The organism is Cupriavidus sp. (assembly GCF_057315035.1).
In genome coordinates this window covers 386797-409259 of the sequence record NZ_DBHKYV010000001.1, presented here as the reverse complement: position 1 = coordinate 409259, position 22463 = coordinate 386797, and the positions used below count along the sequence as shown (strand labels likewise).

Annotated in this window: 19 protein-coding genes, 1 tRNA gene and 1 pseudogene; 14 read left to right on the top strand and 7 right to left on the bottom strand. The window is 63.1% G+C overall.

What is annotated here, in order from left to right; genetic code table 11:
• Positions 1-58: 58 nt before the first annotated feature.
• Positions 59-925, bottom strand: a pseudogene (locus ACO550_RS01885) (sugar phosphate isomerase/epimerase family protein); the annotation flags it as partial.
• 134 nt (positions 926-1059) lie between these two features.
• Here ACO550_RS01885 and ACO550_RS01880 point away from each other — a divergent pair.
• Positions 1060-1827, top strand: coding sequence for an IclR family transcriptional regulator domain-containing protein (locus ACO550_RS01880; RefSeq protein WP_315596483.1), 768 nt, complete (start codon positions 1060-1062; stop codon positions 1825-1827).
• Positions 1828-1876: 49 nt separating this feature from the next.
• On the opposite strand, the gene ACO550_RS01875 is transcribed toward ACO550_RS01880, so the two are convergent.
• From ACO550_RS01875 to ACO550_RS01865, 3 genes are all read right to left on the bottom strand, one after another.
• Positions 1877-2941, bottom strand: coding sequence for a porin (locus ACO550_RS01875; RefSeq protein WP_315596482.1), 1065 nt, complete (start codon positions 2939-2941; stop codon positions 1877-1879).
• Positions 2942-2997: 56 nt separating this feature from the next.
• On the bottom strand, positions 2998-4323 hold the full coding sequence (locus ACO550_RS01870; protein WP_315596481.1) for an MFS transporter: 1326 nt from the start codon (positions 4321-4323) through the stop codon (positions 2998-3000).
• A gap of 65 nt (positions 4324-4388) precedes the next feature.
• The gene (locus ACO550_RS01865; protein WP_315596480.1) at positions 4389-5222 is read right to left on the bottom strand and encodes a shikimate dehydrogenase; all 834 of its coding nucleotides are present in this window, start codon (positions 5220-5222) and stop codon (positions 4389-4391) included.
• Positions 5223-5446: 224 nt separating this feature from the next.
• Here ACO550_RS01865 and ACO550_RS01860 point away from each other — a divergent pair, with 224 nt between their 5' ends.
• The 7 genes from ACO550_RS01860 to ACO550_RS01830 all read left to right on the top strand — a co-directional run bounded on the left by ACO550_RS01860 (position 5447) and on the right by ACO550_RS01830 (position 11455).
• The gene (locus ACO550_RS01860; protein WP_315596479.1) at positions 5447-6556 is read left to right on the top strand and encodes a 4-hydroxyphenylpyruvate dioxygenase family protein; all 1110 of its coding nucleotides are present in this window, start codon (positions 5447-5449) and stop codon (positions 6554-6556) included.
• Positions 6557-7514: 958 nt separating this feature from the next.
• A complete protein-coding gene (gene ribA, locus ACO550_RS01855) occupies positions 7515-8111 on the top strand; it encodes a GTP cyclohydrolase II (protein WP_315596478.1) in 597 nt (198 codons plus the stop codon).
• 195 nt (positions 8112-8306) lie between these two features.
• Positions 8307-8762 carry a PA2169 family four-helix-bundle protein gene (locus ACO550_RS01850; RefSeq protein WP_315596477.1) on the top strand — a complete coding sequence of 152 codons (456 nt, stop codon included), beginning with the start codon at positions 8307-8309 and terminating at the stop codon, positions 8760-8762.
• A 207-nt stretch (positions 8763-8969) separates the two neighbouring features.
• Complete coding sequence (gene bfr, locus ACO550_RS01845; RefSeq protein WP_315596476.1) at positions 8970-9449, top strand: bacterioferritin; 480 nt, start codon at positions 8970-8972, stop codon at positions 9447-9449.
• 92 nt (positions 9450-9541) lie between these two features.
• Positions 9542-9616: transfer RNA gene (locus ACO550_RS01840), tRNA-Cys, on the top strand.
• A 340-nt stretch (positions 9617-9956) separates the two neighbouring features.
• Complete coding sequence (locus tag ACO550_RS01835; RefSeq protein WP_315596475.1) at positions 9957-10400, top strand: GNAT family N-acetyltransferase; 444 nt, start codon at positions 9957-9959, stop codon at positions 10398-10400.
• A 71-nt stretch (positions 10401-10471) separates the two neighbouring features.
• On the top strand, positions 10472-11455 hold the full coding sequence (locus tag ACO550_RS01830; protein WP_315596474.1) for a zinc-binding dehydrogenase: 984 nt from the start codon (positions 10472-10474) through the stop codon (positions 11453-11455).
• Positions 11456-11479: 24 nt separating this feature from the next.
• Here the strand turns inward: ACO550_RS01830 and dmeF are convergent, their stop codons facing one another.
• Both dmeF and ACO550_RS01820 read right to left on the bottom strand, forming a co-directional pair.
• Positions 11480-12484 (bottom strand): CDF family Co(II)/Ni(II) efflux transporter DmeF, encoded by a 1005-nt coding sequence (dmeF, locus tag ACO550_RS01825; protein WP_315596473.1) that lies wholly within the window; start codon positions 12482-12484, stop codon positions 11480-11482.
• A gap of 119 nt (positions 12485-12603) precedes the next feature.
• Complete coding sequence (locus ACO550_RS01820) at positions 12604-13521, bottom strand: LysR family transcriptional regulator (protein WP_315596472.1); 918 nt, start codon at positions 13519-13521, stop codon at positions 12604-12606.
• A gap of 141 nt (positions 13522-13662) precedes the next feature.
• Between ACO550_RS01820 and leuC the strand changes: the two genes are divergently transcribed.
• From leuC to ACO550_RS01800, 4 genes are all read left to right on the top strand, one after another.
• The gene (leuC, locus tag ACO550_RS01815; RefSeq protein ID WP_315596471.1) at positions 13663-15090 is read left to right on the top strand and encodes a 3-isopropylmalate dehydratase large subunit; all 1428 of its coding nucleotides are present in this window, start codon (positions 13663-13665) and stop codon (positions 15088-15090) included.
• On the top strand, positions 15083-15742 hold the full coding sequence (gene leuD, locus ACO550_RS01810) for a 3-isopropylmalate dehydratase small subunit (RefSeq protein ID WP_315596470.1): 660 nt from the start codon (positions 15083-15085) through the stop codon (positions 15740-15742). Before leuC ends, leuD begins: the two co-directional genes overlap by 8 nt.
• Positions 15743-15763: 21 nt before the next feature.
• The gene (locus ACO550_RS01805) at positions 15764-16645 is read left to right on the top strand and encodes an alpha/beta fold hydrolase (RefSeq protein ID WP_315596469.1); all 882 of its coding nucleotides are present in this window, start codon (positions 15764-15766) and stop codon (positions 16643-16645) included.
• Positions 16646-17197: 552 nt separating this feature from the next.
• On the top strand, positions 17198-17785 hold the full coding sequence (locus ACO550_RS01800; RefSeq protein WP_315596468.1) for an acyloxyacyl hydrolase: 588 nt from the start codon (positions 17198-17200) through the stop codon (positions 17783-17785).
• An 18-nt stretch (positions 17786-17803) separates the two neighbouring features.
• Here the strand turns inward: ACO550_RS01800 and ACO550_RS01795 are convergent, their stop codons facing one another.
• The gene (locus ACO550_RS01795) at positions 17804-19255 is read right to left on the bottom strand and encodes an aminotransferase class I/II-fold pyridoxal phosphate-dependent enzyme (protein ID WP_315596467.1); all 1452 of its coding nucleotides are present in this window, start codon (positions 19253-19255) and stop codon (positions 17804-17806) included.
• A 298-nt stretch (positions 19256-19553) separates the two neighbouring features.
• Here ACO550_RS01795 and aptA point away from each other — a divergent pair, with 298 nt between their 5' ends.
• The gene (gene aptA / locus ACO550_RS01790) at positions 19554-20885 is read left to right on the top strand and encodes an omega-aminotransferase AptA (protein WP_315596466.1); all 1332 of its coding nucleotides are present in this window, start codon (positions 19554-19556) and stop codon (positions 20883-20885) included.
• A gap of 33 nt (positions 20886-20918) precedes the next feature.
• Positions 20919-22436: a CoA-acylating methylmalonate-semialdehyde dehydrogenase gene (locus ACO550_RS01785; RefSeq protein ID WP_315596465.1), complete on the top strand. Its 1518-nt coding sequence runs from the start codon at positions 20919-20921 to the stop codon at positions 22434-22436.
• Positions 22437-22463: the final 27 nt, after the last annotated feature.

The window sequence follows — 22463 nt, the reverse complement described above, 5'->3', positions numbered from 1 at the left end:
GAACCAAGGCCGCCTTCGGGCGGCCTTTGTTATGTTGATGCCATGTCCCAAGGTTTCATGCGCGCAGCGCTGCGCCGGCGGCATGATCCTCGATCCACTGCAGCGCGTGTAGTCCATCGCGGGCAACCGGCAGGGGCGGCGTGACGCGGAATACGTCGTTGAAGATCTCCAGCGAGAGCGGCCCGGCGTAACCGGTCTTCAGCACGGCGCGTGCGAAGTCGAGCACCGCGAGTTCGCCCTGGCCCGGGAAGTTGCGGTGATGGCGGCTCCATGACAGCACATCGAGCGCCATGCGGGGCGCATCGGCCAGTTGCACGAAGAACAGGCGATCGGCGGGAATCGCCTCGATGCCGCGCAGCGAGTCGGCCAGCGCTTCGCCTTGTGACGCACCCAGCGCCAGCGTGTGGAAGCTGTCGAGGATCAGCCCCAGGGCAGGGTGGTCGGCGCGCTGGACGATGTCCCACGCCTGCCGCCAGTGCCTGACGTGGCGGCCCCACGCCAGCGCCTCGTAGCCCACGCGCATGCCGCGTTGCGCGGCGGCTTCGGCCATCTGCCACAGGTCGGCGGCAGCACGCTCCGGGTCGTCGATCGCGGTGTCCTGCACGTTGCTGCAGGCCAGTATCAGGTCCGTGCCCAGTTGCTCCATTACATCGAACGCCTGCGTGGCGCGCGCCATATTGGCTGCAAACTGTTCGGCGGGCATGGCCTCGAAATCCCGGAACGGCTGGTACAGCACGATTTCCAGGTGCAGGCTTGCCGCCAGCTTGCGGATATCGGCTGGCGTGCCCGCGAAGTCCTCCAGATCCTTGGCAAAGATCTCCACGCCATCGAACCCGGCTGCCGCCGCGGCTTCAAGCTTCTGCGGCAGGGTGCCGGACAGGGAAACGGTTGCGATCGAGGTGGGGTGAAGGCTGGAAGCTGACATGGCGCATACAGGGAGGCGGCTGCAATGACCCTAGGTTAGAAGTCGGCCGTTGCCACAACAACCACTATTCGCCCCGTAGCGTGCGACAATCGCGCCATCAGGATCGACTGCCGCGCAAAATGCGGGTTTACGCCATGAATGACGAACCGATGAACCGCCGCGACTGGATCGCCGGACTGGAAAAGGGGCTGGCCATCCTGGAGGCCTTCGATAACGATCATCCGCGCCTGACGCCGACCCAGGCCGCGCAACTGACGGGCCTGACCCGCACGGCGGCGCGGCGCTACCTGCTGACACTCGAACACCTGGGCTACACCACCAGCGAAGGGACGCTGTTCAGCCTGACGCCGCGCGTGCTGAAAGTGGGCTGGTCGTACTTCGATTCGGCGCGTCTGCCGCGCACCGTGCAGCCATTCCTGCAGCAGATCACGGCGGCAGTGGGCGAGGCCGCCTACCTGAGCGTGCTCGATGACTGGGAGCTGGTCTTTATCTCGCGCACCAGCACCAGCCGCGTGATGAGTACCGGCTTCGTGCTGGGGGCGCGCGTGCCCGCGCCGCTGGCGTCAGCCGGCGTGATGATGCTGGCGTCGTTGCCAGAAGAGAATGTGCGGGAGTGGCTTGAGAAGGTCGTGCTGGCGCCCTACACGCCTTATACGATCCTGCAGCACGACAGGCTGCTGCAGGAAGTCCGCAAGGCTGGCGCCCAGGGCTATTCGGTGGTGGAGCAGCAGTTGCAGATTGGCGTGCGCGGCGTGGCTGTGCCGCTACGCGACCGGCACGGGCGAGTGATTGCCGCGCTGTCGGTCAACATGCAGATTGGCGACGAGACCGCCGAGCAGGCGCTGGGCCGTGTCCTGCATGTGCTGCAGGACACGGCATTGTCGATCATGCGCGTGCTGTAGGAGGGCGCAGCTTTGCCCGGCGTGCTGTTGCCGGGCTTGCCTGGCAAGATCAGAACTTGTGCCGTATGCCGGCCATCACGCCGAGCCGCGTGGCGTTACCGTAGGTGTTGCCACTGTTGGAGAAATTCGGCGAGCTGTTCAGTGCGATCCATTGCCCCTGCAGATGGGTGTAGTCGACTTCGATATAGATGTCGCTGCGCTTGCTGAACGCGTAGTCGAGCATGCCGGCCGTGGTTAGCCGCTTGCCGCCCTGGCCCGCGTGGCGCAACCAGTCGTACTGCAAGGTGCCGATAAAACTCAAGGCATCGGTGATCGGATAGCGTGCCCCGATGTAACCGACATTATTGCGATAGTCGGCCACATCGAGCCGGTTGTTCGTATAGCCCAGGTAATACTGTCCGCGCGCGGCCTTGTATGTGCCACCCACCCCCCATACAGTCTGTTTGCTGGCCTGCGCGGCGGGCACGGCGCCGAAGAATGCCGACGTGACGTTCTGCGTCTGCTGGTACACCGCGCCCACTTCCCACGGGCCGTAGCTGTAGGCCAGTGATCCAGCGGCGGCCGAGCTGTTCTTGATGCTGCCCGGAACCTCGCCAAACGTGTAGGCGCCGGCTACCTGCAAGCCACCGAAGGCCTTGATGTACTTGAGCGTGTTGTCGTAGCGCAGGCCCGTGTAGTTGCCACCCTGGTAGCCGACGATCGAGTTGTTGGCAAACGCCATGGCTTCATACGATGACAGCACCTCGTGGGCCAGCGTGTACTGGCGGCCCAGTGCCAGCTTGCCATAGTCGCCATCGAGGCCGATCACTGCGGTGCGGCCGAACAGCCGGCCACCTTGCTGGCTGGTGCCGACTTCGGGATTGAAGCCCGATTCGAGAATGAACCACGCCTTGAGGTTGTTGCCGAGATCCTCGGTGCCGCGCAGGCCCCAGCGGCTGCCGGTCAGCACGCCATCGGTCATTTGCACCTTGCCGTGGCCGGCCGCGTCTTCATGGGTGCTGTAGCGAATGGTGGTATCGACCAGGCCGTACAGCGTCACGCCACCCGTCGTTTGGGCGACCGCCCCCGCACTGCCCGCGCCAAGCGCGAGCAGCGTCATCAGTTGCTTCTTCATGGTTTGCAGATTCCCTGTAAGTTGTTATTCCGGTTCCGTGCGGGACGAGCGGGGCGTTATTCCGTGGGGACCTCGCGTGGAGCCATCAGGAACATCCAGGTCAGCGCAATGAAGTATGCGCAGGGAATCATCGTGAACAGGACCGCGTAGTTGTTATGGGTGGTGGTCAGTACATAGCCCACCAGTTGCGTCATGAACATGCCGCCAATCGCGCCGATCATGCCGCCGAAGCCAAACACCGAGCTGATCACATGCTTGGGCGTGTAGTCCATCACCATGCTCCAGATATTGGCGGTCCAGGCCTGGTGCGCGCCGATGGCCACCGAGATGGCCGCCACGGCGGTCCACAGGCTGCTGGCGCCGGCCGCGAACACGATCGAGGCGATGCACACGGCAAAGATCAGCATCGACAGCAACCGGGCCTTCACGGCCTGCATGCCCTGGCTGATCAGCCACGACGACAGCGCACCACCGCCTACGCTGCCGACATCGGCTGACAGGTAGATCACGATCAGCGGGATCCCCATCTGCGTCACGCTGATGCCAAGCTGGTACTGCTGGTTCAGGAATGGCGGCAGCCAGTAGAGATAGAACCAGAACACCGGCGCGGTGATGGCGTAGGCCAGCGCAAACGCCCAGGTGCCACGCATGCGCAGGATGCGCGAATACGGAATGCGTTGCGGCGAAGGCTCGGAATCCTTGGTCACATAGGCAAGTTCACTGGCACTGACGGTGGGATGCTGTTCCGGGTTTGCATACTTGAGCCACCAGACCACCAGCCAGATTGCACCCAGCGCGCCAATCACCAGGAACGCCGCCTGCCAGCCCCATGCCTGCAGGATCAGCGGCAGCATTACGGGGGTGATCATTGCGCCCACGTTGGTCCCTGCGTTGAAAATGCCGGTGGCCATGGCACGCTCTCCAGCCGGGAACCACATGCGCGTGGTCTTGACGCAGGCCGGATAGTTGGCCGCTTCGGTCAAGCCCAGGAAGAAGCGGCAGATCATGAAGCCGACCGCGCTGGCCGCAAGCGCGTGCGCGCCGCACGCGATGCTCCAGAGCAGCACGGCCAGCGCAAACGCGCGCTTGACGCCCACCATGTCGATAAAGCGGCCTTGCAGCGCAAAGCCGATCGCATAGCCCACCTGGAACCAGAAATTGATATTGGCGTAGTCCTGCGCGGTCCACGCCATCGCCTTGGCCAGCACGGGCTGCAGCACGCCCAGCGCGGCACGGTCGATGTAGTTGAGCGTGGTGGCAAAGAACACCAGGGCCAGCATGCCCCAGCGGACTTTGCCAATCGCCAGGCTGCCGCGCATCTTGTCGAACATGGAGCCGTTCATGGCAGGGGGCGCGGCCAGCGGCTTGTGAGTCGTAGTCATTTGTCTGTCTCCACCGGGATGTGGTGATTTATGTGTATGCAGTCTATGAAGCGGATCAGCAGGGGTCAGTAGCGGATCGTTGCAACCTCCCGCAGCGCGTCGGGTGTGGCGGTGCCGAATCCGAAGAACGACAGGTAGGCCGGAATCATCTCGAACAGCATGTCGGTGCCGACCTGCACCTTGCAGCCGCGCGCCGCAGCTGCCTGAAGCAGTGGGGTGTACTCGGACTTCATGACCACTTCGCCAACCATTGCGTCAGGTGCGATGCGCTCGATGTCGAACGGCAAGGGGTCGCCCGCATTCATGCCGAGCGGCGTGGCATTGACCACCACGCCGTAGCCATGCGGGTCGTTGGAACCCGTGGTCACGCGTAGTGCGGGATAGTGCTCGGCCAGACGCTCGCGCAAGGCCAGTGCCGTGGCATCGCGGGTGTCGTAAAGTGCCAGTTCAGCCACGCCGGCTGCGGCCAGCGATGCTGCAATGGCCGATCCCACGCCGCCGCAGCCGGACACCATGGCACGGGCACCGTCGAGTTGGCAGCCCTTGCGGCGAATGCCATTGACGAAGCCCGCGCCGTCGAACTGGTCGCCCACGAGCTTGCCATCGTCGCGCAACAGCACGGCATTGCACGCACCGGCGATGCTTGCAGTGGGTGTCAGTTCATCGACCAGCCCGACGGTAGTGACCTTGTGCGGCATCGTGACGAGCGCGCCGCGGATATTGGTCAGGCGGAACAGCGAGCGAAAAAACGCCGGGTAGTCGTCGGCCTGCACGCCCATCGGGACTACCACGGCATTGATGCCCTGCTTCTCGAACCAGGGGTTGTAGATCATCGGCGCCTTGAATGATTCGGTCGGGTAACCGAGGTGCGCGATGAGGAGCGTCTTGCCATTGATCATGTGAATTCCGGAGCGATTGGGTAGTGGTGGTCGTCGGTGCGGCAACCTGTCATGACGTAACAGTAGATGCCGCAAGGGCTGCAGGCCAAGCGTAGCGCGCGTAACTTCGCGCGATTAATGAACGCTAGTGGGCGATCAATGCTCGGAGCACGGGTTTCTACGGAGGGGTGGTCCGGCCGGGTCCGGGGCATGATCCCGATGCCCCCTTTTTCGTGAGACAGACCATGACCGACGTCGCCGCAAACGCCTTCGTGCCAAGCGCCGATGGATTCCAGACGTGGGACAACCCGCTTGGCATCCAGGGCTACGAATTCATCGAATTCGCATCACCGGATCCTGCCCAGCTCGGACGCACATTCGAACGCTTTGGCTTTGCCGCGATTGCCCAGCATCGCCACAAGGCTGTGCGCCTGTATCGCCAGGGCGAGATGAACTTCATCGTCGACGCGGAGCCCGATTCGTTTGCCATGCGCTACGCGTCGGAGTACGGCTTGTCGATCTGTGCGGTCGGACTGCGCGTGCAGGATGCTGCCGCAGCCTATGCGCAGGCGGTGGAGGCTGGCGCGTGGCCGTTCGAAGGCGGCACGGTCGGGCCGATGGAACTGAATATTCCCGCAATCCAGGGCATTGGCCAGTCAGTGATCTATTTCATTGACCGCTGGCGCGGCAAGGAGGGGCGGCCCGGCGATGTGGGTGACATCTCGATCTACGACGTCGACTTCCGGCCACTGCCCGCCGCCGCGCATTCTGCCGATGCTGGCCTGCTGCGTGTGGACCACCTGACGCAGGCGGTCGATGCCGGCCACCTCGATGAATGGCTCGATTTTTATCGACGCGTGCTTGGCTTCCGCGAGATCCACGAGGTCAATCCGCGCTGGCAACTGGCGAGCGAGTCGCGCGTGCTGCTGTCACCCTGTGGCCGGATTCGCATTCCGTTATACGAGAAAGGTACCGCGCGCCATGACCAGATGCGCCACTACCTGTCCGATGCACATGGCGAAGGCATTCAGCATATCGCGCTAGCCACCGACGATCTGGTCGCCAGCGCGGCCGCGCTCGCGCGCAACGACGTGTCGTTTGTCCAGCCGCCTGCCGCCTACTACGAATCGGTCGATACCCGCCTGCCCGGCCACGGCCTGGACCTCGAGGCACTATGCCACTACGGCATACTGATCGATGGTGCCGTGCGCCCCGACGGCAGCCACGAACGTTTCCTGCAGGCATTCGCCAGACGCGAAGCGGGCGAGTTCTTCTTCGAGATCGTCCAGCGCGACGGGCATCACGGCTTTGGCGAGGGCAACCTGCCGGTGCTTGAAGCGTTGGCGCAAGGCTAGGTAGCGTCTTTAATTGCGCTACAAAGCGAAAGGCCTCCCGATTGGGAGGCCTTTCACTCTTTACGCCGGGGCGCCCTTGCGGGTTGTGCCTGTCGACGCGCCGGGGTCAATCCTAGAGACCCGATCCAACACTGTCAATTGCCATGCGCACATCTTTTTTCGCGCATTTTGATCGCGTCGTCTCTTTGCCACGCTTGAATAGTTCTAGACATTAATTCAAGAAAAAACGATAGACGAGGTTGTTGGTTTTTATTCTTTTCGGATTGAGTAAAACGCAATTCGCGCTCGGGATAGAAATTGCGGCGTTGTCTCATAGCCCGGCAGTTTTCAGTGAGCTACAAAGCGAAAGGCCTCCCGATTGGGAGGCCTTTCACTCTTTACGCCGGTGCGCCCTTGCGGGGAAAGCTTGCCGACGTCTCAGGTGAGATCGTAGAGAGCCTTCAGGAGCCTGTCAATCATCATGCAAACAACATCAATTGATAACTTTGAGCGTGTCGTGTCATCGCCACGTCTGAATAGCTACAAAAACTACTTTAAAGCAAAAACGATGGACGAAGTGATTGGCTTGTATTTATGGAATGGAGAGGTTTCGTCATGCTTTGCATCGCACCTCGCGTATTTTGAACAGGGGCGCGGCGTAATAGTGTGCATCGAGCCATCTCGTTGTTTCCCATGCTGGCGAGGTAGTGGCGAGCGTCTCCCCCGCGCTCTGGCCGGTTGTTCATCGCAACTTGCCAGTGGCACATTCATGCCAGACTGAGTGAAGCGCAAACCGCACATCAAGGCGCCCCCAACCTACCGTCCGGTAACCCCACATCGGATGGCGGAATCCATTTCGCGGTATCCTTGCCGGCATGCCGCGTCGGCGCCTCTCCCAATCGGCGCCACGTGGCGCGCCTGCCCCGTGCCTGCATCATGCCCCACGGGCACCATGGCGCCTCCAGCAAATGCATACCATATGAAAGACCTAGAAAGTGAGCTGATCGGCTCCGCCCGGCTGCCGACCCGCTATGGCGAATTCACCGCCCATGCCTTCCAGGGCATGGATACCGGTACTGAACACCTGGCCCTGTCGATGGGCGATATCTCGGGCGAGAACGTGCTCGTGCGCCTGCATTCCGAGTGCCTGACGGGCGATGTGTTCGGGTCTTGCCGCTGCGATTGCGGCGAGCAACTGGACCTGGGCATGAAGAAGATCGCCGAGGAAGGCCGCGGCGTCCTGCTCTACCTGCGTGGCCATGAGGGTCGCGGCATCGGCTTGTCGAACAAGATCCGCGCGTACGCGTTGCAGGATGGCGGACTCGATACGGTGGATGCCAACCTTGCGCTCGGCCAGGCCATCGACGCGCGCACCTATGCGTTTGCGGCCGACTTCCTGCGTCAATGGGGCGTGACGTCTGTCCGCCTCATGAGCAACAACCCGGTCAAGATCCGCGCGCTCGAAGATGCTGGCATCAAGGTGACCGAGCAGATGCGCCATATCGTGCCCGCCAACTCCGAGAACGAGAAGTACCTGGCGACCAAGCGGTCGCGCATGGGTCACCTGTTCGACTAGGTCAGCACCTGACGGGCTCATGTAGGTATAGACCGACAGCGGCTTGCGAGGCCCCCCGACAGTATTGGCGGGGCCACTCTTCTATCGTGGAACCAAGGCCCGCGTCGCCGCACAGGCGGCTCGCGGAATGTTCCATGGCGTGTCGCATCAAGCAGCAATTGCGCGCCACGCCCGATGAGATGAGAGGAGTTCGCCATGGCTGACAACAATGTGTCTGTACTGAACGACCTGATTGAAGTCTCGCGCGACGGGGAAGAGGGCTTTCGCAAGGCTGCGGAAGATGCCAAGAACCCGGAACTGAAGACACTGTTTTCGAGCCGCGCGACGGAAATAGGCGCGGCGGTACGTGAACTCCAGGGCCAGGTAACGGCACTGGGCGCCAAGCCGGAGGATCACGGCAGCGTGTCGGGGGCCCTGCATCGCGGCTGGATCAGCTTGCGCACCGCGGTGACTGATCGTACCGACCTGGCCATCCTGGAAGAGACCGAGAAGGGCGAGGACGTCGCCAAGAAGAAGTACGCCGATGCCCTGCAGGAAACGGACCTGAGCTTCGATATCCGTGCGCTGATCGAGCGTCAGTACCAGGGGGTGCTGCGCAATCACGATCTGATCCGCGACCTGCGTAACCGTTATCGCGCCAGCGGTGAATAAGCCGGCGAATATAAAGTAGGCCGGACAAATAAAAGCGCCTCGCTACAGGCGCTTTTATTTTGGCCGATTTTCTGAATCGAAATCAATATCACTCGCACACGCATCAATGGCGTGCGGTCATCGGCCGGAAAGCCGCGCCGGGCTTGACCTTCCGGGTTGGCGAATTACCATGAAAATCATCGCTGCTGCGCTTCGGGAATGAATGCCATGAAAACCGACAAGAAGGTAATTCAACTGCTGAATGGCCAACTCAAGCACGAGCTGACCGCGATCAACCAGTATTTTTTACACGCCCGCATGTATGGCCATTGGGGCCTCAAGGCGCTGGGCAAGCACGAGTACGAAGAGTCGATCGAGGAAATGAAGCATGCGGACAAGTTGATCGAACGCATTCTGATGCTCGACGGCCTGCCCAACCTGCAGGACCTGGACAAGCTGATGATCGGCGAGAACACCGAGGAGATGCTCGGTTGCGATCTCAAGCTGGAATTGACGTCTCAGGCCAGCTGCAAGGATGCGATCAAGTACTTTGAATCGGTTGGCGACTATGTGTCGCGCGAGATCGTGAGCCATATCCTCGAGGACACCGAAAACCATATCGACTGGCTGCAGACGCAACTGGAACTGGTGGGCAAGGTCGGCGTGCAGAACTACCTCCAGTCGGCCATGGGCGGCGTGGACGAGTAGCTGGCGCAAATTTCCGTCCTCTGCAGAATTTTTCCACTTCGGCTACACTGCGCCCCGCACTACTGAACGGCCCGCTCGGGCCGTCATCCCGGGGCGGGGTGGCAGAGTGGTTATGCGACGGCCTGCAAAGCCGTTTACGACGGTTCGATTCCGTATCCCCGCCTCCATCTTTCTGCTTCACTCCTGCCGCCTGCTTCGGCTTCATTCCCGCTTCGTATTCCCGTCACGTATCGCACCGATACTGAGCGTTGGCCTGGCGCATTTCATGCTCGGTTTTTTCTCACGCATGGGACGCGTCGCATTCGGTGATTCCCCTCTGGAAACTCGGGGCCAATTGCGATACTGTGGGGCGCGCGTGCACCAATCGTCAGCATTTCACCGCTCTCCTGGCGCACGTCGTCGTACGACGACCGGTGTTTCAAATCGGTGATCGACGTATCAGGTTTCACCATGCAGGGCTTCCATGGCATATCCGTCGCAACGTGATGAGAGAAACAGAGGCTCCAAATGATTAAAGATCTGCGAATCCGCATGGCTCAGCCGTCGGATGCGCCTGCCATCGGCACCGTGCTGGAGCGGTGTGGTCTGCCGGTGGACGATTTGCCGCGCCTGGTCAGTGAGTTCCACGTGGCAATACTGGAATCGCAACTGGTAGGTTGTGCGTGTGCCGAACTGTTCGGCGATACGGCCATTGTCCGTTCCGTGGCGGTGCTACGCGAATGGCGTGACCAGGGTGTGGCAAGCCATCTCGTGAATGCGGTAATGATGCGCGCGCGTGCCAATGGCAGCCGTCGCGCGGTACTGCTGACCTCGACCTGTCCGAGCTATTTCGCGCGTTATGGTTTTTCGCTGATCCACGCGTCGAAACTGCCGACCGCGGTTTTGGAAAGCCAGGAATTCCAGCGCCTGCGCAATACCAGCGCCCTCTGCATGAGTGCGGAACTGATGTGAGCTTCGGCAAGAAATCCTGAAAGCGTCAATAATCGGGGCTCCATTTTCTGTCAGTGCATCGAGGAGACCCCATGTCGACGACTGTCCGTGCTGTCCGACTACACGAATTCGGTTTGCCGCAGGTAATGCGGCTGGAGCCGGTTGAGCTGCCACCGCCGGCAGCCGGCGAGGCGCGCGTGCGGCATACCGCGATTGGCTTCAACTTCATCGACATTTACCAGCGCCGCGGCACGTATCCGCTGCCGGCCGGCACCGGGTTGGGGTTCGAGGCAGCGGGAGTGGTCGAGGCGATCGGCGAAGGCGTAAGCGACGTGAAGGCAGGTGATCGCGTGGCCTATATGAACGCCGGGCTTGGCGCGTACGCCGAAGGTCGCAATGTTGCCGTCGACAAGCTCGTCAAGCTGCCTGACAACGTCAGCGACGAGCAGGCGGCAGCAACCATCTTCAAGGGCATGACCGCGCAGTACCTTGTGCGCCACACATACGCCGTAAAGCCTGGTGACACGGTGCTCGTGCATGCCGCGGCCGGTGGGGTAGGGCAAATCCTCAGCGGCTGGGCCAAAGCCCTGGGCGCTCGCGTGATTGGTACGGCCGGGTCGGCGGCCAAGTGCGAACGGGCGCGGGCCGCCGGTTGCGATATCGCCATCGACTACAGCCATGGCGACTGGGTCAAGCAGGTTCGTGATGCCACCGATGGACGCGGCGTGACCGTGGTCTACGATGCGGTGGGCAAGGACACGTTCCTGGGCTCACTGGATTGCGCGCAGACCTTCGGCATGGTGGTGTTGTACGGCGCGGCATCCGGTCCGGCACCCGCGATCGAGCCTGAATTGCTCAACAAGAAGGGCTGCCTGTTCCTGACGCGTCCGTCGGTCTTTCCGCATAACGCGGATCCGGCGCGCTTCCGCGCCAACGCGAAAGACCTGTTCGATGCCATCGCGGCCGGACATGTGAAGGTCGATGTCGGCGCGCGCTTCCCGCTGGCCGATGTGGCGCATGCGCACGAGGCCGCGGAGCGCCGTGAAACCACCGGCGCCATCCTGCTGCTGCCCTGAGCGTCGCCCCAGGGGCCTTGGCGATCAATGACGATGCTTTGCCCGGTGGTGTGCCGGGCCATCGTCGCAATGATTGATCTCGACGCTTACGTGGACCAGTTCCTCGTGGACCGATAGCGCCTGCCGCACGCGCTGCGGGGTCAGCGATGTGTCATGCGTGACCAGGCTGGCGATGCAGGCAAACTGCTCGCGGCCAACGCGCCAGACGTGCAGGTCCGCCACACGCGTGCCATCTTCACCCTCGGCAAACTGGTCGAGCACTTCGCGCACCTCGTCCACCACGGGATGATCCATCTCGCGATCGAGCAGCACCGTGCCGCTCTGGCGCATCAGCCCTATGGCCCAGCGCCCGACCAGTACCGCGCCCACCAGCCCCATTACCGGGTCCAGCCAGCTCCAGCCCAGCCACCAGCCACCCGCGAGGGCCACGATGGCCAGCACGGAGGTAGCCGCGTCCGCGACCACATGCAGATACGCGGAGCGCAGGTTGATGTCGTGATGATGATGATCATGCGCGTGGCCATGGGCGTGCCCGTGGTCCGCATGACCATGATCGTGTCCATGGCCATGCTGATGCGCGCCACCGAGGATCAGTGCGCAACCCAGGTTGACCAGCAACCCGATGGCGGTGACGGCCATGGCCTGCTGGTAGTGGATGGGCTCAGGACTGAACAGGCGCTCGACCGATCCGAACACCATCAGGCCGGCCACGCCGAGCAGGAACACCGCGCTGGCAAATGCGGCCAGCACTTCGATCTTCCACGTGCCGAACGTAAATCGTGCGTCCTGGGCCAGTCGCCGGGCGGCCGCGTAAGCGAAGGCCGAGAGGCCAATCGCCACCGCGTGCGAGCTCATGTGCCAGCCGTCGGCGAGCAGTGCCATCGAGTTGAAACCAAGGCCGGCCGCGATCTCGATGGCCATCATGGCCAGCGTGATCCACATGACCAGGCGCGTGCCGCGCTCGGCCGCCTGGTTGCCGGTGTCAAAGACGTGGGAATGGGTCCACGCGGACAGGTTGTGGGTGTGCATGGGAAGTTCTGTATTGCGTTGGGTGACAGCCACAAGGGTAGCAGTCGCGCGTGGCAATACGCGGCACGACCATGACAGGAACAGGGCGTTGCCTGCGCAGGCTCAATTTCCAGCCGTGACTACCAGCCGTGATAGTCCGCCGCGGTGTCATGGCCGCCGAAGCGCTCGGCCATGTAATCGACGAAGGCGCGCACGCGCGCCGACAGTTTGTCGCGAGTCAGATAGACCGCGTAGATGTCGGCCGGCGCCGCCGACCAGTCGGGCAGCACCTGCCGCAGCCGCCCGGAGCGCAGCAGTGGCGCGACCTCCCATTCCGACCGCAACAGGATCCCGTGTCCCTGGAGCGCCCAGTTCACCGCCACTTCGCCATCATTGGTCGCCGCAGGGCCGCGCACCTTGACCGTCTCCTGGCGGCCTGCGGCATGCAGTTGCCATGTGCCATACGCCGTATCGCTTTCACGGATCACGATGCACCGATGCTGTTGCAGCGCACGTGGCGACGCCGGCTCGCCATGGCGTGCCAGATAGGCCGGGGCGGCACACAACACGCGGTTGTTCGGTGCAAGCTTGCGGGCGTTGAGCCGGGCATCGGGCAGGTCACCCACCAGGATGCCGATATCGAACCCTTCCTCGGCCAAATTCAGCGCGCGGTCCGTGAGCTGCAGCTGGACTTCGACATCGGGGTAGGCCAGCAGGAATTCGCCCACGGCCGGGGCCAGGTGCCGGCGGCCGAAGCCCAGCGTGGCATTGACGCGCAACAACCCGCGCGGCGCAACGCGACTGCTGCCCAGACCCTGCTCCAGTTCCTCGAGCTCGGTGAGGATGCGCCCACCCTGTGCCAGATACGCTTCGCCTTCCGGGGTGACCGATAGTCGCCGCGTCGTGCGATTCAACAGCCTCACGCCAAGCCGGGCTTCCAGTGCGGCCAACCGCTTGCTGGCAGCCGACGGGGTCAGGCCGAGCTGCTGTGCCGCGCCGGCCAGGCTGCCGCGCTTGACCAGCAGGATGAAGAAGGCGAGATCGGAAAAGGCATCCATGGCAAGGTCGACATTGCAGGAGAATTCAAATTCGTGAATGCAATGCACGAATGAAGTGAGATTCGAGGAATTATAGCGATGGATTCCACGGCTAGACTGCGTCCATCGAGATTCCCATCCCACAACAGGCAGGCAAGCATCATGGCCGGACGCACGCTTTACCGGAAACTCGTGGAGTCGCACACCGTGGTCGCGCTCGATGCGGACCACGTGTTGCTCTTCGCGGATCTTCACCTCATGAACGAGTACACCAGCCCGCAGGCGTTTGCGGGGCTGGCCGCGCAGGGCCGTACGGTGCCCATGCCCGGGCAGCAGCTGGCCGTGGTCGACCACATCATCCCGACGCACGCCGAATCGCCACGCGTGATCCAGGACCCCGCGTCGGCGCTGCAGGCACGCAATCTCAAGCGCAACTGCGACCTGCATGGCATTGCGCTATTCGATACCAATGATCCGTTGCAAGGCATCGAACATGTGATCGCGCCCGAGCACGGCATGATCCGGCCGGGCATGGTCGTGCTGTGCGGCGACAGCCACACCACGACTTACGGTGCGTTCGGCGCGCTTGGCTTTGGCATCGGCACTTCCGAGGTGGAACACGTGCTGGCCACGCAGACGCTGGTCTACCGGCTTGCGCGGGACATGCGCATCCGTGTCGATGGACTGCTGCCCGCGGGTACCACGGCGAAGGACCTGATCCTCCATATCATCTCGCGCATCAGTGCACAGGGAGCGCGCGGCTTCGTGGTCGAGTTCACGGGCAGCGCGATCAGCGCGTTGTCGATGGAAGCACGCATGACCTTGTGCAATATGGCCGTCGAAGCCGGTGCGCGCGGCGCGTTGATAGCGCCCGACGCCACATCGATCAGCTATGTGCTCGAGCGTGCCGCCGATATCGATGCGCAACTGGCGCAGCAGGCGCGTCAAGCATGGGCAGAACTGGTGTCCGATGCCGATGCGGGATTCGAGGTCGAGATGGCTTTCGATGCATCGGCGGTGGAGCCCTACGTGACATGGGGCACCAGCCCCGACCAGGCGATTCCGGTGGGGGCTGCCGTGCCGAGCCCGGCCGATGCCATCGATACGATTGCGCGGGCCTCTGCCGAGCGCGCCCTCGACTATATCGGCCTGGTGCCGGGCAGCCGGCTGCAGGGCTTGCCGATTCAGCGCGTATTTATTGGCTCATGTACCAATGGCCGCATCGAGGACCTGCGCGCGGTTGCGGATATCGTGCGGGGTCGCAAGGTGGCCCCCGGCGTACGGGCAATGGTGGTGCCGGGCTCGGGGTCGGTGCGGCAGCAGGCAGAAGCCGAAGGCATTGCCGCACTGCTGGTCGAGGCCGGTTTTGAATGGCGCAAGCCGGGTTGCTCGATGTGCCTGGCGATGAATGACGATGTGCTCGCGCCAGGCGAGCGTTGTGCATCGACTACCAACCGCAATTTCGAAGGGCGGCAGGGGCGTGCGGGCCGTACACACCTGATGAGCCCGGCCATGGCCGCGGCGGCGGCCGTGACAGGCTGCATCACCGACTCGCGCGAGCTGACTGGAAAGGGGACCACGCATGTCTGAATTCACGCTGATCGAGGGCATCGGGGCACCACTGCCGCTGCCGAACCTGGACACCGACCAGATCATGCCGAAGCAGTTCCTGCGCGGCATCGACAAGGCCGGGCTCGACCGTGGCCTGCTCTACGACATGCGCTTCGACGAGCATGGCCAGCCACGCGCGGACTTCGTGCTGAACCAGCCCGCGTGGCGCGCTACGCAGGTGCTGGTGGCGGGCCCCAACTTTGGCTGCGGGTCCAGCCGGGAACATGCGGTGTGGGGGCTGCAGCAATACGGCATCCGCGCGATCATCGCGCCCAGCTTTGGCGAGATCTTCTATTCGAATGCGATGAACAACCGGCTGCTGCTGGTAGTGTTGCCGCAGGCCGAAGTGGATATCCTGATGCAGGCTGTCAGCGATCCGGTGGCACCGGCGTCGATCCGGATCGACCTGGATGCCATGACGGTTGGCACGGGCACTTACCATACACCGTTCTCGATGTCGGCCCGGCATCTCGACATGTTCCGCCGTGGCCTGGACATCATCGGCATGTCGCTGACCCACGCAGATGCAGTAGCGGCGTTCGCCAGCCGGCACCATGCCGCGAACCCATGGCTGCGCGATGTTGCCGCGACGACCATGGCACGATTGGCCTCGATGAACGGATTGGCCTGAGCAGGCTGAGGAGACAGAGCGATGTTCGACGGATTCACCACACACCGTATCGATCATGAGGGTGTGCCGATCCATGCCGTGGTGGGCGGAGACGGCCCGCCGCTGCTGCTACTGCATGGCCATCCACAAACGCACGTGATCTGGCATAAGGTCGTCGGCGAACTGGCGCGGCATTTCACGGTGGTGGCCACCGATCTGCGCGGCTACGGTGACAGCGGCAAGCCTGCCGGGCTGGCTGACCACGCCAACTACAGCAAGCGCGTGATGGCCGCCGACCAGCTGGCCGTGATGCGCGCACTGGGGTTTGAGCGCTTCCGTGTACTGGCGCACGACCGGGGCGCGCGCGTGGCGCATCGGCTGGCGGTCGATCATCCGCAGTCAGTGGAAAGGCTCGTAACCCTGGACATTGCCCCGACCCTGGCAATGTATAACCAGACCAATGAGGCGTTTGCGCGTGCCTATTACCACTGGTTCTTCCTGATCCGTCCGGCGCCATTTCCCGAAACGCTGATCGAGACCGATCCCGAACTGTATCTGCGGCAAACCATGGGCAGCCGCAGTGCGGGACTCGCACCCTTTACCGCAGAAGCACTCGCCGAATACCTGCGTTGCCTGAAGCTGCCGGGCGCCGCGCACGGCCTGTGCGAGGACTATCGGGCCAGTGCCGGCATCGACCTGGACCACGACCGAGCCGATATCGCAGCCGGCCGAATGGTCGAATGCGAGATGCTGGCGTTGTGGGGCGCCGACGGCGCCGTCGAAAAGTGTTTCCAACCGCTTGAAGAATGGCGTAAGGTGGCGCGCCGCGTCAGCGGACATGCACTGTCGTGCGGCCACTACATCGCCGAGGAAATCCCGGAACAATTACTGGAAGAAGTGCTGCCTTTCCTGCGCGCGCAGTAGGCACAAGTCATTGATTGCCTTAAGGCTTTCTACGCTCTTCCGGAGCGCGGCAGAGCGGCCGCAGATGGGGCAGGGCCCGTCCGGGGCCTGCCCCGTGCACGCGATCCCGTCCCGTTGTAAGCACACACCAACTCCCTGCATCTTCAATTTTCTTGAAAGCCCTGTTTAAGCTACGGCGTGCAGGGTTCTTCGCATGCTGGCATCATGCCGAATTGGAGATTTTCTGATAGGTCAGATGTACGGATCGACGCTTGCAAGCCTGGAGCTCGATACATACATTCATGGATGCATGTATAATGCATCGCAAAAATTCGATCAGAAACCCCCCTCTGCTGTTAATTCTCACAATGACGTACCGTTTTATTGCAGGCTGCCTCGCCGTCTGGCTCGGAATTTGTGTTGCCGCGAGCTGGCTGGTGGAGCGGCTCTGGGCCTGACCCGTCCTGGCACGAAGCGTGCTGCGGCAGGTCTGGCAGTCGATCCATGTTTTATTGCCGAGCCACTCTCTCTTCGATGCCCTCGAACATGAAGACAGAACAACAAGAACGCCGCATGCACCCCGCCCAAGTCTCCCGAGTCCCGTTTTTCGTCCGCAGTGTTGCGGTGGCCGCACTGTTCGCGGCTGCCAGTTCGGCCGCCAGCGCTGAAGAGCTGGTTGGCTGGAGCCATCCTGCCGTACACGTGGCGTACGGCCGCGATACCAGTCATGACGTCAACAAGTACGAACTCGGGCTGAACTTCAACACCCCGATCCAGTACGGCAACCCGCAGGGCTGGCTGTTCCGGCTGCAGGCCGAATTCAATGTGGCCGGTTGGGATGCGCGTGGCGGTACCAACCAGCAGAACCTGTTCGAGTTTGGCGTTTCGCCAATCCTGCGCGTGGAAAAGCGCGGTGGCTATTTCGTGCCATTCGCCGAAGCATCGGTAGGCCTGCGTGTGCTGAGCCATACCGGCACGTCGGACCAGCATCGCTCGGGCACCGCATTCCAGTTTTCCGACATGGTGGGTCTCGGCGTGGGCTTCGGCAAGAACGCCAATACGGAAGTGGGCTTCCGCTTCCAGCACATCTCCAATGCCGGGATCAAGGAGCCGAACCCGGGCAGCAATTTCTACACCGGCTACGTGCGCTATCGCTTCTGAGCGACAGATGCGCTGATGCTACGCGGCGGCGCTGGCGAGATTCGCCGTGCCGCTGCGTACCGCATCGAAGAACGCCCACAACTGAGGCGCATCGCTGGTCGCCACATTGAAACGGATCCACGGCGAGTCCGCTTCATCGGGTTCGAAATACGATCCCGGCGCCAGCCAGATGCCGTGCTCCAGCGCCAGCGTGGCCAACTGGTTGCCAGTCAGCGTCGCGCCATGGTCGTGCTGCGCCAGCCGCGCCCAGGCAAACATCCCGCCTTCGGGGCGCAGCATGATCTCCAGCCCATGCGCTTCCATTTTTTCCGTGACACGATCCTGTTGCGCGCGTAGCCGCTCGGCCAGCGCGGCGACATGCCGTCCGTAGTGCCCGCTCGTCAGCACCGAATATACGAGCCGTTCGGTCACCTCCGACGAGGTCAGGCCCACGGCCATCTTGGTGCGTGCGAACGCCTTGGCCAGGTCCGGACTGGCCGCCAGGTAGCCGACGCGTAGCGAAGGGGTGATCGTCTTCGAGAATCCGTTCACGTAGACCACCTGCGACAACCCGTCCATGGCAGCCAGCATCGGCGATCCGGCCGGCGCCAGTTCGCGGTAGATATCGTCTTCCACTACCAGCAGGCGGTGCTGTTCGGCCAGTTGCAGCACGCGGAACGCATTCATGCTGGTGAGGCTGGCACCGGTCGGATTCTGCAGCACGGTGTTGACGAACAGTGCGCGCGGCGCATGCTGGCGGATCGCGTCGTCGAGCGCATCGGTATCGAGGCCCGCATGGGTGCGAGGCACGCCGATCGCGCGCAGCCCGGCCAAACGCAGGATCTGCAGCAGATTGCAGTAGCACGGCGATTCCACCAGCACGGTGTCGCCGGGCCGCAGCAGCGTGCGCACCACCAGGTCCAGCGCCTGCGTGGCTCCCTGGGTCAGTACCACTTGCTGGGCCTGCACCGGCATGCCGTACTGGCTCAGATGCACCGCGATATGTTCGCGCAGCGCGCCGAATCCATAGGGATGCCCGTAGCCGGATACCTGTGCCGCCGGCACGCGAGCGGCGGTGCGCATTGCCTGGTGCAGTCCTTCCTCGTTAAGCCAGTCGCCGGGTAGCCATCCCGCCCCCGCCTTGATCGGCACGGAATGGTCGGCAAATACATCCGACAGCAGCCATGCCGCATTGAGGCCCGGTGCTTCCCAGTGCGGGGCACGCGGATGGCCAGCCGGGGCGTGGCGGTGTGCAACCGTATAGCCCGAGCCGGGACGCGCGGCGAGATAGCCCAGCGCGGTCAGTCGGCCATAGGCCTCGGCCACCGTGAACGTGCTGACGTCATGCTGCTGCGCAAAGCGTCGCACCGACGGCAGCGAAGCGCCGGCACGCAACGCGCGCCGGTCTACCAGCGCGACGATGCCGGCCACGATCTGTTCGGTCAGCGTTTCGCCGCCACGACGGGTGCGGATAAGGTTCAGGTTGAGCATGCGACGCCCGGAAAATCTGGAACCTGTACAGTGTACTGGCACCTCTCAGATGGCGTCGCAGTTGATGCACTGCAACGCAAACCGCCAGTTTCCGGCCTTTTCCGGCTTGTTGTCGAGGCATGGCAACGGTGCGGCGCGGCACGCCTGCCTGTACGGTTGTTACGGACTTGCCTGTACGGCAAGGTGGAGTTCTCGCGACCGTCTATTCTTTACTCCAGACCCCGCCGTTAGAGTTGCCGCACCACGTGACACACCGTCGCGCCACACCCGCATAACGATACCGCCATCAGGAGAATGTATGGACGCCGCCAAGACCGTGATTCCCGATCTCGAATCCCTGTGGATGCCTTTCACCGCCAACCGCCAGTACAAGAGCGCACCGCGCCTGCTGGTATCGGCCAGCGGCATGTACTACACGACCCACGACGGACGCCAGATCCTGGACGGATGCGCGGGTCTGTGGTGCGTGGCGGCAGGCCATGCGCGCAAGGAGATCGTCGAGGCAATCGCGCAACAGGCGGCCACGCTCGACTATGCGCCGCCGTTCCAGATGGGGCACCCGCTGGAATTCGAAGCCGCCACCAAGGTGGCCTCGCTGATGCCGCAGGGGCTCGACCGCATCTTCTTCACGAACTCGGGTTCCGAGTCGGTCGACACCGCATTGAAGATTGCGCTGGCCTATCACCGTGCGCGTGGCGAAGGCCAGCGCACGCGCATCATCGGCCGTGAGCGCGGCTACCATGGCGTGGGCTTCGGTGGCATGGGCGTGGGCGGCATTGGCCCGAACCGCAAGATGTGGTCGGCCAACGTGATGCCCGGCACCGATCATCTGCCGGCCACGCTGAATATTGCCGAAGCCGCGTATTCGAAGGGACAGCCGCAGTGGGGCGGCCATCTGGCCGACGAACTCGAGCGTCTCGTCGCGCTGCACGATGCGTCGAACATCGCTGCCGTGATTGTCGAGCCGCTGGCCGGTTCGGCCGGCGTACTGGTGCCCCCGGTTGGCTATCTGGAAAAACTGCGCGAGATCACCAGCAAGCACGGCATCCTGCTGATTTTCGACGAGGTGATCACCGCCTTCGGCCGCCTTGGCGCCGCCACTGCCGCGGAACGACTCAAGGTAACGCCGGACCTGATCACGATGGCCAAGGCCATCAACAACGCGGCCGTGCCGATGGGTGCGGTGGCGGTGCGCCGCGAAGTACACGATGCCGTGATCAACGCGACCCCGCAAGGCGGCATCGAGCTGCCGCATGGCTACACCTACTCGGGCCATCCGCTGGCGATGGCCGCATGTATCGCCACGCTGGACCTCTACAAGCGCGACAACCTGTTCGGCCGTGCTGCCGAGCTGTCGCCGAAATTCGAAGCGGCGGTGCACGGCTTGCGCGGCGCACCGTACGTGAAGGATGTCCGCAACCTCGGCATGGTGGCCGGCGTGGAACTGGAATCGCGCCCCGGTGCACCGGGTGCGCGTGCTTACGAAGCGTTCCTGAAATGCCTGGAGCTTGGCGTGCTGGTACGCTACACCGGCGATATCCTGGCGTTCTCGCCGCCGCTGATCATTTCAGAGGCCGAGATCGACCAGTTGTTCGATACCGTGAAGCAGGCACTGCAGAGCATCAAGTAAGACCTGCCCAGGAATATTGAGAGGAAGACCGCAGTGAATATCGCAGAGAACCGGCAGATCGCCGAAATCCATCACTACATCGGCGGCACTGTGCACCGCGCGGGTACCGACCGCTTTGCCGATGTGTTCAACCCCGCCACCGGTGACGTGGCGGCCCGCGTGGCCATGGGCACCACCGACGACGTGGCCGCCGCCGTGGCCGCTGCCAAGGCAGCTTGGCCCGCATGGGCCGAAATGCCGCCGCTGCGCCGCGCGCGGATCCTGTTCAAGTTCAAGGAACTGCTGGACCGCCACCATGATGACCTGGCCGCGCTGATCACGCGCGAGCACGGCAAGGTGTTTTCCGATGCCAAGGGAGAAGTCACGCGTGGCATCGAGGTAGTGGAATTTGCCTGCGGCATTCCGAACCTGCTCAAGACCGACTTCACCGACAACATCGGCGGTGGCATCGACAACTGGAACCTGCGCCAGCCGCTGGGCGTGGTGGCCGGCATCACGCCGTTCAACTTCCCGGTGATGGTGCCGATGTGGATGTTCCCGGTAGCGCTGGCATGCGGCAATACGTTCGTGCTGAAGCCGTCGGAGCGTGATCCGTCGCCAAGCCTGCTGATCGCCGACCTACTCAAGCAGGCCGGCCTGCCCGATGGCGTGTTCAACGTGGTGCAGGGCGACAAGGTTGCCGTCGATGCGCTGCTGGCGCATCCCGATGTGCAGGCGCTGTCATTCGTTGGCTCCACGCCGATCGCCGAGTACATCTACACCGAAGGCACGAAGCACGGCAAGCGCGTGCAGGCGCTGGGCGGCGCGAAGAACCATCTGGTGGTGATGCCCGATGCCGACCTCGACCAGGCTGTCGACGCGCTGGTCGGTGCGGCCTATGGGTCGGCCGGCGAGCGCTGCATGGCGATCTCGGTGGCCGTGGCGGTTGGCGACGTGGCCGACAAGCTCGTGCCGCGCCTGGCCGAGCGTGCCGCTTCGTTGAAGATCCGCAACGGCATGGAAGACGATGCCGAAATGGGCCCGCTGGTCACGGCCGCGCACAAGGCCAAGGTCGAAGGCTATATCGCCAAGGGCGTGGCCGAAGGCGCAAAGCTGGTCACCGATGGTCGCGGCCACAAGGTGGATGGCCACGACAACGGATTCTTCGTCGGCGGTACGCTGTTTGACAACGTCAAGCCGGACATGACGATCTACAAGGAAGAGATCTTCGGCCCGGTGCTGTCGGTGGTGCGCGTGCATGACTTTGCCGAGGCCGTGGACCTGATCAACCGGCACGAGTTCGGCAATGGTGTGTCGTGCTACACCAGCGACGGCGGCATCGCGCGTGCGTTCGCACGTCAGATCCAGGTCGGCATGGTCGGCATCAACGTGCCGATTCCGGTGCCAATGGCATGGCATTCGTTCGGCGGCTGGAAGCGCTCGCTGTTCGGTGACCACCATGCCTATGGCGAGGAAGGCGTGCGCTTCTACACGCGCTACAAGAGCGTGATGCAACGCTGGCCGGACAGCATCGCCAAGGGCGCGGAATTCACGATGCCGGTGGCGAAGTAACTGTTTGCTGTGTGTTGTGTCTTCTCC